At 60.6% G+C, this 12,702-nt stretch carries 10 protein-coding genes; 2 read left to right on the top strand and 8 right to left on the bottom strand.

Translation table 11 applies throughout. From position 1 onward, the window contains the following. Positions 1-87: 87 nt before the first annotated feature. Complete coding sequence (locus BREU_RS03695) at positions 88-1,392, top strand: alpha-amylase family protein (protein WP_044088483.1); 1,305 nt, start codon at positions 88-90, stop codon at positions 1,390-1,392. 84 nt (positions 1,393-1,476) lie between these two features. Here the strand turns inward: BREU_RS03695 and BREU_RS03700 are convergent, their stop codons facing one another. The 3 genes from BREU_RS03700 to BREU_RS03710 form a co-directional block, all read right to left on the bottom strand. Next, positions 1,477-3,573, bottom strand: a complete 2,097-nt coding sequence (locus BREU_RS03700) for a DEAD/DEAH box helicase (protein ID WP_044088391.1) — start codon at positions 3,571-3,573, stop codon at positions 1,477-1,479. Positions 3,574-3,717: 144 nt separating this feature from the next. Continuing rightward, positions 3,718-5,007 carry a uracil-xanthine permease family protein gene (locus BREU_RS03705; RefSeq protein ID WP_044088392.1) on the bottom strand — a complete coding sequence of 430 codons (1,290 nt, stop codon included), beginning with the start codon at positions 5,005-5,007 and terminating at the stop codon, positions 3,718-3,720. A 329-nt stretch (positions 5,008-5,336) separates the two neighbouring features. After that, on the bottom strand, positions 5,337-6,167 hold the full coding sequence (locus tag BREU_RS03710) for a histidine phosphatase family protein (protein ID WP_044088393.1): 831 nt from the start codon (positions 6,165-6,167) through the stop codon (positions 5,337-5,339). A gap of 177 nt (positions 6,168-6,344) precedes the next feature. Here BREU_RS03710 and BREU_RS03715 point away from each other — a divergent pair, with 177 nt between their 5' ends. Further along, complete coding sequence (locus tag BREU_RS03715; RefSeq protein WP_044088394.1) at positions 6,345-7,952, top strand: PolC-type DNA polymerase III domain-containing protein; 1,608 nt, start codon at positions 6,345-6,347, stop codon at positions 7,950-7,952. A gap of 208 nt (positions 7,953-8,160) precedes the next feature. On the opposite strand, the gene dtd is transcribed toward BREU_RS03715, so the two are convergent. From dtd to proC, 5 genes are all read right to left on the bottom strand, one after another. Then, the gene (gene dtd / locus BREU_RS03720; RefSeq protein ID WP_044088395.1) at positions 8,161-8,655 is read right to left on the bottom strand and encodes a D-aminoacyl-tRNA deacylase; all 495 of its coding nucleotides are present in this window, start codon (positions 8,653-8,655) and stop codon (positions 8,161-8,163) included. A gap of 88 nt (positions 8,656-8,743) precedes the next feature. Beyond that, positions 8,744-9,049: a hypothetical protein gene (locus BREU_RS03725; protein WP_052382011.1), complete on the bottom strand. Its 306-nt coding sequence runs from the start codon at positions 9,047-9,049 to the stop codon at positions 8,744-8,746. A gap of 239 nt (positions 9,050-9,288) precedes the next feature. Then, positions 9,289-10,461, bottom strand: coding sequence for an MFS transporter (locus BREU_RS03730; RefSeq protein WP_044088396.1), 1,173 nt, complete (start codon positions 10,459-10,461; stop codon positions 9,289-9,291). Between the two features lie 269 nt (positions 10,462-10,730). Continuing rightward, complete coding sequence (ychF, locus tag BREU_RS03735; RefSeq protein WP_044088397.1) at positions 10,731-11,825, bottom strand: redox-regulated ATPase YchF; 1,095 nt, start codon at positions 11,823-11,825, stop codon at positions 10,731-10,733. A gap of 31 nt (positions 11,826-11,856) precedes the next feature. After that, the gene (gene proC / locus BREU_RS03740) at positions 11,857-12,678 is read right to left on the bottom strand and encodes a pyrroline-5-carboxylate reductase (protein WP_044088399.1); all 822 of its coding nucleotides are present in this window, start codon (positions 12,676-12,678) and stop codon (positions 11,857-11,859) included. Positions 12,679-12,702 lie beyond the last annotated feature (24 nt).

Below are 12,702 nucleotides of genomic sequence, written 5' to 3' on the forward strand. Positions count from 1 at the left end.
CCGTGGCGTCATAAGGGATTCGGCATCCCGCCCGACCGACTTACGGCCGATATGCGAGAATGGACACAGCGTCGATGGGAGGCGATGATGACGATCAGTACTGATGAGGGACGCACGCTGCCGGATTGGGTGCGCTATGGCGTGTTCTGGCAGGTGTATCCGCTGGGATTCTGCGGTGCGGACATCCGGCCGTCAGGGCCGCGCGAATTCCATGGCCGAGGACTTGATGCACTGCTCCCCTGGCTGGGCTACGTCCGAGATCTGGGGGTTTCCGGACTGCTGCTCGGACCGATATTCGAATCGGCTTCGCATGGCTATGACACGCTTGACCATATGAATGTGGATGTGCGATTGGGCGGCAACGCATCCTTCGACCGGTTGGCCGAAGCATGCCGCGATATGGGATTGCAGCTGATTCTGGACGGTGTATTCAATCACGTGGCGCGCACACATCCGGCGGTGCAAGCCGCTCTGGATGAGGCCCGTGGACGTCTCCGAGCACAGGATGATGCATGGCATGGCGTGGTTCGCACCCATACGGGCGCAGACGGAGAACCCGTCTTGGATGTGTTCGAGGGACACGGGAATCTGGTTGAGCTGGATCACGATGCGCCGGAAACGGTGGCGTATGTGGCGCAGGTGATGAACCATTGGCTTGACCGCGGCGCTGCCGGATGGCGTCTTGATGCGGCATACGCGGTGCCGCCCGCCTTCTGGGCGGGGACACTGCCGCAGGTCAGGGCCGCGCATCCGTATGCATGGATCTTCGGTGAAGTGATTCATGGCGATTATCCACGAATCGTCAAGGACTCCTCAATGGATTCCGTGACGCAGTATGAGCTTTGGAAGTCCATCCAGCACGCGCTCGAAACGGACAATTTCTTCGAGCTCGACTGGAATCTCAAGCGCCACAACGCGTTCCTGGACTCATTCGTGCCGCAGACGTTCATCGGCAATCATGATGTGACACGCATCGCCTCACAGATCGGCCCGCACAAGGCGGCACTGGCCTTGGCCGTGCTGATGACGGTCGGCGGTGTGCCGAGCATCTACTACGGAGACGAACAAGGATATGTGGGTGTCAAGGAACAACGTCTTGGCGGTGATGACGACATCCGTCCGAAATTCCCCGACTCCCCCGACCAACTGTCACGGCTCGGCGAGCCGATCTACCGGCTGCATCAGTCACTCATCGCACTGCGCAGGCGAAACCCGTGGCTGCTGGATGCGCGCACCGAAGCATTGGCTTTGGAGAACAAGCGCTTCACTTACCGGTCGGCCAGCGCCGACGGTACACGGTCATTGACCGTCTCCCTCGACGTGGAAGGTGCTCCGGCGTTCACCATCGTCGATGCCGACGGGACGACGCTGTACCGTTATCGGAGCGAATAACGCTGACCGATAGCATGGCATGAACGGCTGTGGGCACCCCCTTGAGGAGACGCCCACAGCCGTTCATGCCATGCGTTCCGCTAGTCAACGACGGCCGGAACGGGTGCCGCCCAATCGGAAGGGTGCGCGTTTCGACCTGTTCTGCTTGGAATGACGACGACGCGGACCGTCTGCGTTACCGTATTTGGCCATCATGCGACGATCATGACGCTTCGCCGCCTCACCGCGCTCGTCGGTGATGATGCGGTTCTCATCCTTGCGATGAATGCGCTTGCCGCCTACACCGCCATGTCGTGAATCGAACCGGTCCGCCTCACGACGGTTCCTGCTCTGACGGCGTTCATCCCCGTATTGACGGTGCTCGCCCCGACCCGTCCTGCTCTTTGTCGCTGCGCGACGATTCGAGGATTCGTTCCGGCCAGTGGGACGCTCCTGCGGATGTTCGAACAGATAATCGCGACGCTCGGCTTCCGGATTGCTCATGCCGGCCCGCCGTTCGGCCCGGTTCATCCGACGAGGATTCACATCATGGCCGCCGGCATGGTTGCCGGAGCGGAACGATCTGCTGTCTTGCTTCACGTTGAAGCCCTGTGACTCCTTGGAATCCCGCGATTCGTAGTCATCACGCTGCGAGCGGTGATACTCCTGAGACAAGGACCGGCCATTCGTCTGCGCGAACTCACCGGGAGCGACATTGGCCATCCGTTCGGCGGCGCGACGGCGTCTACGCTCCTTCTTGGCGGCATTGCGCGCCTGCTCGAGCTCGCGTGCCCGAGCCTCACGCTCCTCTTTGCTGATGCGAGGCGATTCCTTACGGCCTTGATTGCGGCGACGCCCGCCTGCCGGCTGCGACTTGTCCAGATCCCAGCCCATGACCACCTCGGCGGGCTCCCCCACCAGCTCCATCACTTCCGGAGAATCGTGGGTGACCTCCTGCGGCTTCACGCCTATGCCGGCCTCGCGCAGCATACGACGGGTCTTGCGGCGCTGTTCCGGTAATACCAGAGTCACGACGTCACCGGCGCGACCGGCTCGTGCGGTACGCCCGGAGCGATGCAGGAAGGCCTTCGGATCCTCGGGCGGCTCGACCTGCACCACCAGCTCCACGCCGGACACATCGATGCCTCGGGCGGCAACATCCGTGGCCACCATGACATGCACATCGCCGGATTCGAATGCGGCAAGGTTGCGGTCGCGCTGGTTCTGGCTCAGGTTGCCGTGCAGCTGCGCTGCGGGTATGCCTTTCTGGGTAAGGCTCTTCGCCAGCTTCTGGGTCTGGAACTTGGTGCGGGTGAACAGGATGCGCTGGCCCGTACCGGATGCAAGCGTGCGCACGAGCTCGGGTTTGTCGGCACGGGTGGTCTCGAACACATGATGGGTCATGAGATCCGGTTCGGTTGTGGCGTCATCCACGCTATGCACCTTCGGATCCTTGAGGAACTCGTTGACCACCTCGTCCACGCCGTGATCAAGCGTGGCGGAGAACAGCATGTGCTGGGCGTCGGGACGCACCTGCTCCAGCAGTCGTTTGACCGGCGGAAGGAAGCCCATATCCGCCATTTCATCGGCCTCGTCGATGACCACGACTTCCACGCCGGACAACGTCAACGCCTTCTGCCGAAGCAGATCCTCAAGCCGTCCGGGGCATGCGACCACAATATCCGCACCCTGGCGCAGATCGCGAATCTGCCGGGCGTACTTCACACCGCCATAGACGGTGGTGGTGCCCATGCCATAAATCTGGGCAAGGGGCGCGATCACGTCGTTGATCTGATTGGCCAGTTCACGGGTGGGAGCCAGCACCAGACCACGCGGATGCGGAAGGAAGTCATCGGAACGCCGTTCCTCCAGGCGCTCCTGCTTGCGTCGTCTGATCTCACGGCGGAACTCCTCCATGGCGATTTCCCCAAGGGAGTCATAATCGCCCAGACGGGACACCAGAGGAATGGAGAATGCGAGAGTCTTGCCGGAACCGGTACGGCCACGGCCGAGGATATCCCGACCGTCAAGGGAATCGGGAAGCGTATCCGCCTGGATGGGGAACGCCGTCTTCTTGCCTTCCGAGGCGAGTTCACGGACGATCGGCCCAGGTACGCCGAGCTCTCCGAACGGAATCGGACGAGCATCATCATTGCCGTTCATGGCAGAATCGGCATCATCATCAAAATCGTTATAGGGCACAGTGGCCTTTCATGGATAGGTACGCATTGGTGTAGCGCGTAAAATATGCAAACCATGCGAGCCTAGCCCAAGGCCTCTACTTTACAGACAGCGGGGGTCTGCCTCCTGTGAGGCAAACCCCCGCTGCACAGTGGCCGACTGCGGCTATAGGATGTCCGGATCATCCTTGTCGATGGTTCCGGTGGCCTTGCCAATGGCCTTGAGGCCATGGTATGCCACCAGGATCACGATGGTGCCGATGGCGATGCCATTGAACGAGATGCCGGAGACGGTGAAGGCGAACTGTCCGATGGCGATGATCATCGTGATGGCGGCCACCATGATATTGACCGGCTTGTCGAAGTTGACCTTGTTCTCCACCCAGATGCGGATGCCGATCATGCCGATCATGCCGTAGAGCAACGTCGTCACGCCGCCAAGCACGCCGGCCGGGATCGTGTTGATCACGGCACCGAACTTCGGGCACAGGGACAGGATCAGTGCGAAGGCGGCCGCGCACCAATACGCCGCAGTGGAGTACACCTTGGTGGCCGCCATCACACCGATGTTTTCACCGTAGGTGGTGGTGCCGGAGCCGCCGCCGAAACCGGCGAGCGTGGTGCCGAGGCCGTCCGCCATCAAAGCGGTGCCGATCTGATTGTCGTAATCACGGCCGGTCATCTGCGCCACGGATTTGACGTGGCCCACGTTTTCAGCCACCAGCACGAGCACCACCGGGATGAACATCGGCAGGATGGAGAAATCAGCCTGCGGCAAGTGGAACTTGGGGAATCCGATCCATCCGGCGTCGGCAATGGCCGAGAAATCCACCTGACCGCGGAAGCAGGCGTACACGTAGCCGATGAGCACGCCGACGAGGATATTGAGTCGGCCCAGCAGCCCCTTGAACAACACCGCCACCAGCAATACGGCGAGCAAGGTCACAACAGCGGTATCCGGCGCCTTCTGGAAGTTCGACCAGACGGATGGTGCCAAGTTGAAGCCGATGATGGCCACGATCGCGCCGTTGACCACCGGAGGCATGATGATGTCGATCCACTTGGCGCCGGCGTAATGCACCAGCACACCCACCAACGCCAGCAGGATGCCGGTGACCATGATGCCGAAACTGGCCACGGCGATGCCCTTATTGGCGGTGGTGACAGCCGTGATCGGAGCGATGAATCCGAATGAGGAGCCAAGGTAGCTGGGCAGCACGTTCCTGTTGATCAGCAGGAACAACGCCGTGGACATGGCTGTGAAGAACAGCGTGGTGGACGGGTCGAAGCCTGTGAGGATAGGCACCAGGAAGGTGGCACCGAACATGGCAATGACGTGCTGGGCGCCGATGCCTGCAGTACGCACCCAAGTCAGGCGTTCGTCGGGTTCAACGACCTCGCCGGGCTGGAGCGTCTTGCCGTCGCCATGCAGCGACCAAGTGAACAGATTTTTCATACATGAACTCCTTTGGTTCTCCCTCGCGGCGACAACACAACCGTCATCCGCGCATCGTGAGCCATTGTAACCTGTTCACGACTCCCACACGTTTCGTCGCACTCTGGTCCGCCGGCCACGGGCCGCCTGCCCTCTCCCCAGTGGAAACAGACCGTATGTTCGCGTTCCGACGAACCTCGCGCGAACATACAGTCTTTTCGGCCATGCCAACAGGCTGTATGTGCGCGCCGTCCACGTTGAGACGCGAACATACAGCTTGTACGCACGTTTCCGGGCCTGACCGTCAACATCTACCGGCGGCCGAGGAGACCGGCGGCCGTGAAAAGATGTCACTTGCCGTAGTATTCGAGCAGATGCGGGTCCACGGAGCGCACCACGTCCACCAAATCGCCGTTCGAAAGATACGGACGCTTGAATTCGCGCCAGGGCTCCACCTTGACCTCCCAACGGCCGGATTCCTCATCCAGTACAGGGCGGGCGGTCTGCTCCCAGCGCACGCGCTTGGAGGTGCGGCCGGTCTCCGGGTCGCGTCGCGTGTAATGCAGGCATGTGCAGTTGGTGATCTTCCAATCATCCGAGTCGGCGCGACGCAGGAACTCCTCATCGGAGAGGTCCTCGATGGTGAGCATCAGCGCCAGCATGAAATCGCCGTGCGTGACCATGACCACCGACTCCGCATCGGATTTGCGGCTCAGGGAATTGAGCACATTGTGCACGCGGTCCTCGGCCACATCGGCGATGGACTCACCCGCCGGCGGACGCCAATACAGCGGATCGGTGTTCTTGAACATCCAATTGCGGGCGTAATTGGTTTTGAACTCGTCCTTGGTGATGGTGTTGATCTCACCCCAGGAGCGTTCGCGAATCACCCGGTTCTCCTCCCACTTGGCCTTCGGAAGGGCCATGGTGGCGGCGGTCTCACGCGTGCGCACATACGGCGAAACCATGTAACGGTCGAACAGCTGCTGCTGTGCAACGATCCAGCGCCCGATGCAATCGGCCTGCTTACGTCCTATGGCGGTCAGTCGCCAGGAGCGGTCAGGCACAGTGACGTTGTCCTGCGTATACAGCGAGTTGTCGCCACGATCACCTGCCTGGACGATGACATTGGCTTCGGACTCACCATGCCGAATCACATACAAATCGAGCGGCATGCTCATACGATTGTCCCTCGTTTCTCAACACACATTGACCATTACCGTAGCCGAAACGCGGGGCAAGCACAGTGTTCTTCTCCGAGCTGAACCCAAGAATTCACTTGGCGTTCAGCCTCATCTTGATTGCGCACCAACCATGATGACCGACGTCGAAACGGAAACGCACTACGATAGGAAACCATGGGGAATAACTCACATATCGACCGTTCGTGGCTCAGCTCCGCCAAGGAGAGCATCAGCCAGTGGTCATACATCATGTTGAAGGATGCAGATAACAAGGATATCGATTGGGATTGGGTGCGTTCGCTCGATCTGGAACATGGCATCGGCGTGGCCGAGCCTGAGGATTTGGAACCGGGAGCCGGTTCGAATGTGCACGATATGCTGAAGGCGGATCTCGAGATCCGCGACAGGCTTGAAGCGATTCTCGCGAAGATGAGCATGGTGTTCATGCGCGACTTCAGCCGTCATATCAAGACCTACGAGCTGCCGCGCGCGCTGGCGTACGCCAATCGGCGTCTGAACGACCAGATCGTACTGCTGCGCGACCGTGGCGTCGTCGAAGGTCTGTGGACCGTGGCTGACGAGGAACGCGAACGCGTGACCGTTCCGGTACTGACGGCGGCCAAGGATGGCGTGGTCGTGGACGACATCCAGGATCGCACCGCCGAGATCGTCAACGCACGCGCCGAGCAGCGCAAGGCGGATCGCGCGGCCCGTGACGCCGCTCGCCATCATCGCCAGATGGCCCTGTTCGACGCCGATGAGGTGAAATATGGATCGGTGGAAGCCGGTCCGGATGAGTCCGCGCCCGCCGACTCCAGTTCCGATGCCGGCAGCCCGGATTATCTCGTCGAGGCGCAGCCGGTCATCAACGACGACAATCCAGCGGTTCCCGACGTCGGTCAGATCGCAGCCGCCGAGACCGCCGTCTCGGAGCCCCGCTTCGCTCGTTTCCGCCACGCAGCCGCCGAGCATGTCGCCGCACGACAGTCGGCTGAGGAGAAGGAATATTGGCGTGCCGTATTCCTGCCGGGCCGCGACGTGGACAAGGTCATGGGCATCGATCTGGAGACGAACGGCACCGAACCGTACCGCACGTACATCATCGACGTGGGCTTTGAATACATGAATATGAAGTCCCCGCGCCCGGCCGACGCGCCTGTCGATTACACGTATGACAAGGATTACTATCAGGGCGGCGACGCCTATGACCAGCATCGCTTCTCGTTCGGCGTGACCCCCGAGGCCGCACGGCATGGCAACCCGTTCATCATCCAGCTCACCGGCATCGATGTCAGCACACGCGTGGGTGACGAATACCCGTTGTTCGACGAGGACCCCGAAGCCCAAGCAGACCTGTTGAAGCGCCTGACCTCGCAGCCATTCGTGGCGCACATGGCCACCTTCGAACACAGTTTCTTCATGCTGAACGTTGCAGGCTATGCCGAGGCCTACCGTAACGGCCATGTGACCATCATCGACACACTACCGATGAGCCGCCTGTGGGATGAGGGTTCGATTCCGTGCGAAGGACATCCGGACGGAGACAACACGCTCGACGCCTATGCCAAGCGGCAAGGCGCGTTGCGCGAAGATGACGCAGAACGCCATCTGGGCCTTGAGGACACGCACATCATGCTGCTGGCGATGAAGCACCATCTGACCCAGCTCAAGGCCGAAGCGCGTGGCCCGTGGGGGCCGGACGGCAAGCCGGGCGTGGGAGGCAAGCGCATCGTCAAGCATCGCCATATCACCCGGGAGCGCCGCACCCCGATCTACGACTGATTGAGGACCTAGCGAGAACCGAACGCTGAGGGAGACATTCGGCGATGTCCATCGATTGCTATTGGGACACCCAATTGATGCGGCATATGGCGCACTCCCGAAGACTGGATGACCGCTGAAGACAACGAGCCGGCCGATACTGCGATTACGCGGTATCGGCCGGCTCGTTGTTCGTCGGTGTTCTCGCCTTATCGCGCATTGTTGCGCTCTACCGGCTTTCGCGTTTGTGCGGCATGTCAGTATCGGTATCGACCACGATGGTCACCGGACCATCGTTGACCAGCCCCACGCGCATATGCGCGCCGAAACGGCCTTCCCTGACCGACACTCCCCCGGAACGCAACGCCTCGTTGAATTTGATCCATACAAGGTCCGCATGTTCCGGCTTGCCGGCCTTGACGAAACTCGGCCGATTGCCCTTATGCACGTCACCATACAAGGTGAATTGTGAGATCGACAGGATTTCTCCGCCGATGTCCTGGAGGGAACGGTTCATTTTGCCTTGTTCGTCCTCGAAGACACGCAGGTTGAGCACCTTGTGGGCGAGCCAGGCGATTTCGGCGTCTCCGTCGGCATCGGAGACGCCAACCAGGATCATGTATCCCGGGCCGATCTGCTGCGGCTCGAATGTGGGGTCGATTGTACCCAGTTCGTTGACGACGTCCACGCTGGCGTGGCTGACCCGTTGAATCACAATACGCATACGCCCGATTATGCCACTGCCGGCGTCATATCAGGCACATGCCCCGTTCAATGATCATCGCAAGTCATCGGCGTCACCACAGGTTCAGTCACTGATTGAGGCTCGTGGAGATCTGCTGCTCGACACGGTCATAGGCCTGGTTGAGCAGCATATTGCCCGGCACCGTCGTCAGCAGGAACGCCAGCACGGCGACGACGATGGAGACCAATACGCCTTTGATGATGCTGACTACGATCCTGAACACCACCGCGGCCACAATCACCCCGACCACCACTGTCAGCAGGGTCTGCACTGCGCCTGGAAGCTGCCCGTACCAGAGCGCCAACCGATCCAACGCAGACAAGTCCAGATTGCTGAGGTCGATGTTCGTCCAGTCGATACTATCCATATTCATACTCGATTCGTCCGTTGCTTTGACTTTGGCCGTATTCATTATCCGACCTATGCGGTCAGGACCGATTATGTCAGTTCGAACTGGGATATGGATCCGGAAACAGTGTCACCTGACAATTGCTTCAAAACCGCCATCCCCAGCATATTCACGGTGTCTTATGCAACGGCCGCTCGTAACACCACACGGTATCCGAGTGTGGTTCCCGACCGAGCCGGCCTGATTCCGCACCTACTGGCGAGTCATGCATCGACTCGAAGCGTCTCCTTGCTCTCGAAACGCACAGCGAACGCGATCAGCAGCAGCACCGCGGCCACAGTGAATGGCAGGCCGGCAAGTCCAGTAATGTGATAATCCATGCCCGATGCGTTCAACGCCATGCCTCCTACCAACGAGCCGACGGCATTGCCTCCGTTGAATCCGATCTGCACCGCGGCACCGCCGATGAGCTCGCCGCCTCCCTTTCCGGCATCGGCCATGAGCAGCATCTGCGGACCGTTGATGAAGAACAAGCCAAACGCAATCCAGAAGGTAAGCAAGGCGCATGTCGCAAGATTGCCTGGAACAAGGAACACCATCAGCAAGCCCGCGGCGGAAATCGACTGTCCCACTGCGGCAGTCACCGAATGAAGCCATCGATCAGCCAAATGTCCGCCGGCGAGCCCGCCGACCACCATGCCAAAACCGGCAAGCATCATGAGCAGCGGTACAAACCGCGATTCGTATCCGCCGGTTTTCTGAAGCCACGGAGAGACGTAGCTCCACCAGCAGAACACACCGGAATTACCGACGAATACGGCGCCAAGCACCAGCCAGGGACCGGGTTTGGCGAGAAAACGGAATTGTCCGGCAAGCCCGGCATCGGGCACGGCGGCGATAAGGGGCATCCATGCCAGCGTAAGCACTATGGTCAATCCGGCACCGATGGCCAGAATGGAGAAGGCCAGACGCCAATCAAGATATTCGGCAAGCAACGTACCGGCGGGAACGCCGAACATATTCGCGATGGTCTGGCCGGTGACCATTACGGACACCGCTTTGCCTTCCTTCCCCTTGTCGGCAAGCGCCTTGGCGATGACGGTGCCGGTGCCGAAGAAAGCGCCGTGAGGCAGGCCGGCGATGAATCGCGCGATGACAAGGACGGTGGCGTTCGGAGCCAAAGCACTCATCGCATTGCCGATCAGGGCGAGGACCATGAATAGGATCACCAGATGCTTCGGACTGCTCTTGCGGCCGAAAACAAGCATGGTGACGCCGATGCACACGCCGATAGCGTAAGCGGAGATGAAATGCCCTGCGGTCGGAATGGAGACATGCATGGCCGCAGCTGTTTCAGGCAGAATGCCCATCATGACGAATTCCGCGGCACCAAGCACGAAGGCTCCCGCCGCAATGGACAGTAGGCTCTTTTTCACAATCCCATTCCCTGATAACACGTGACGTATCCTGACGATTCGGGACTACGGTATCAGACAGGTCGGGCTGGAACCACGCCTCCGGGGTTTCCGAAATGAAGGAAGTGAGGTACACGCCATCGGCACTCTATTGGCACTCTATCCTGGCCACAAACGGCCAGATACGGGCCATAATCGGCCATTTTCCAATAATCGAAAAACGGCGGAATTCCAAGCCCCGAGACCTCGGAAAACGTTGGAATTCCGCCGTTTTGCAGGGGCGTCACCCCCTATTTCGACACGTTGAACTTGAACTCGACGATGTCGCCGTCCTGCATCACGTAGTCGCGGCCCTCCTGACGGAGCTTGCCCTCCTCCTTGATCTTGACCATGGAGCCTTCGGCGGCCACGAAATCGTCATAGGAGACGATGTCGGCCTTGATGAAGCCCTTCTCGAAGTCGGTGTGGATCACGCCGGCTGCCTGCGGGGCAGTCCAACCCTTGTGGATCTGCCAGGCGCGCACCTCCTTGACTCCTGCGGTCAGGAAGGTCTGCAGTCCGAGGATGTCGAAGCCCACGCGAGCCAGCTGGTCGAGGCCGGACTCGCTCAAACCGGCATCCGCCAGCATCTCGCGGGCGTCCGCCTCATCGAGCTCGGTGAGGTCGGCCTCGAACTGCGCGTTGAGGAACACGGCCGGTGCGGGCGCCACGGACGCGGCGAGCTTGGCCTGCAGCTCCTTGTTCTGCAGCTCGTCATCATCCACGTTGAACACGTAGATGAATGGCTTGGCGGTCATCAGATGCAGGTCGTAGACGGAGTCCTTGTCGAAGCGGCCCTCGCGCGCGGCCTTGTCCAGCGTCTCGCCGGCCTCGAGGATCTCCTTGGCCTTCTTGACAGCGTCCATGTATGCCGGCTCGATCTTCTTGCCGCGCAGATCCTTCTCGAGCTTCGGCAGCGCGTTCTCGATGGTCTGCAGGTCGGCGAGAATCAGCTCGGTGTTGATGGTGTCGATGTCGTCGGCCGGGTCGACCTTGCCATTGACGTGCACGATGTCATCGTCCACGAAGGCGCGCACGACCTCGCAGATCGCGTCGGCCTCACGGATGTTGGCCAGGAACTTGTTGCCCAGGCCCTCGCCCTCGGATGCGCCCTTGACGATGCCGGCGATATCCACGAAGGTCACCGTGGCGGGCACGATCTTCTCGGTGTTGACCAGCTTGGCGAGCACGGGCAGACGCTTGTCCGGCAACGGCACGATGCCGGTGTTCGGCTCGATGGTGGCGAACGGGTAGTTCTCAGCGAGCACATTGTTGCGGGTCAGGGCATTGAACATGGTGGACTTGCCGACGTTCGGCAGTCCGACGATTCCGATAGTAAGAGACATGGTTCCCTAGCTTAGCTGTGATGGTACCCGTTCAGCCGACGATGGCGTCGACCGCGTCGATGACGGAACCGCGGAAGCCGTCCTTCTCCAATTGGGCGACACCGCGGATGGTGGTACCCCCAGGCGAGCAGACGGCGTCCTTCATGGCACCTGGATGCGTCCCCGTGGCCATATACAGTGCACCCACGCCCTCGACCATCTTGGCGGCCAGGCGGTAGGCGGTGGCACGCTGCAGTCCGTACTGCACACCGGCATCTGCCAGGGCCTCGATGTACATGTCGGTGAAGGCGGGCGCGCAGCCGGCGACCACCATGGCGATGTTCATATGTGCGGAGTCGACTCGCTCGATGAGGCTGATCGGGCCGAACAGCTGCTCGAAGGTCTCGGTTTCGGCATCGGTCAGCGTATTCGCCGATTCGGTGACCAGCACGCCCTTGCCCACTGCCATCGGCGTATTCGGAATAGTGCACTGGAGGTGGATGTCCGGAGAGTCCGCGGAGTCGCCGTCTTCGGCGGCGAACAGATCCTGATATTTCCTCAGGTCCCAGCCGGCGGCGATGGATACGACGAGCTTGCCTGGCTTGCCAAGTTCACGGGACAACGGTTTGACGACCGATTCGATCTGGTAGGGCTTGATGGCGATGACCACCACATCGGCGGCCACGGCCACTTCGACGGCGCTGTGCAGCGGACGGACGCCGAGCTTCGCCGCATTCTTCTCGAGCTTGTCGTAATGGGCGGCGCAGGCCACGATCTGATGGCCGCGCACCACACCGGCGTCCACCATGCCTTGGGCGATGGCCTGTGCCATGTTGCCGTATCCGATGAAACCGATGGTGAGATTATTCGTCATGAAGATTCCTTTCGTTCCGCTCCC

It is taken from the genome of Bifidobacterium reuteri DSM 23975, from assembly GCF_000741695.1.
Taxonomy (GTDB): Bacteria; Actinomycetota; Actinomycetes; order Actinomycetales; family Bifidobacteriaceae; genus Bifidobacterium; species Bifidobacterium reuteri.

Coding starts and splice junctions, on each gene's coding strand:
- BREU_RS03695 (WP_044088483.1), top strand. CDS start 88: ATGACGATCAGTACTGATGAGGGACGCACGCTGCCGGATTGGGTGCGC.
- BREU_RS03705 (WP_044088392.1), bottom strand. CDS start 5,007: ATGAAAAATCTGTTCACTTGGTCGCTGCATGGCGACGGCAAGACGCTC.
- BREU_RS03710 (WP_044088393.1), bottom strand. CDS start 6,167: ATGAGCATGCCGCTCGATTTGTATGTGATTCGGCATGGTGAGTCCGAA.
- BREU_RS03715 (WP_044088394.1), top strand. CDS start 6,345: ATGGGGAATAACTCACATATCGACCGTTCGTGGCTCAGCTCCGCCAAG.
- dtd (WP_044088395.1), bottom strand. CDS start 8,655: ATGCGTATTGTGATTCAACGGGTCAGCCACGCCAGCGTGGACGTCGTC.
- BREU_RS03725 (WP_052382011.1), bottom strand. CDS start 9,049: ATGAATATGGATAGTATCGACTGGACGAACATCGACCTCAGCAATCTG.
- ychF (WP_044088397.1), bottom strand. CDS start 11,825: ATGTCTCTTACTATCGGAATCGTCGGACTGCCGAACGTCGGCAAGTCC.
- proC (WP_044088399.1), bottom strand. CDS start 12,678: ATGACGAATAATCTCACCATCGGTTTCATCGGATACGGCAACATGGCA.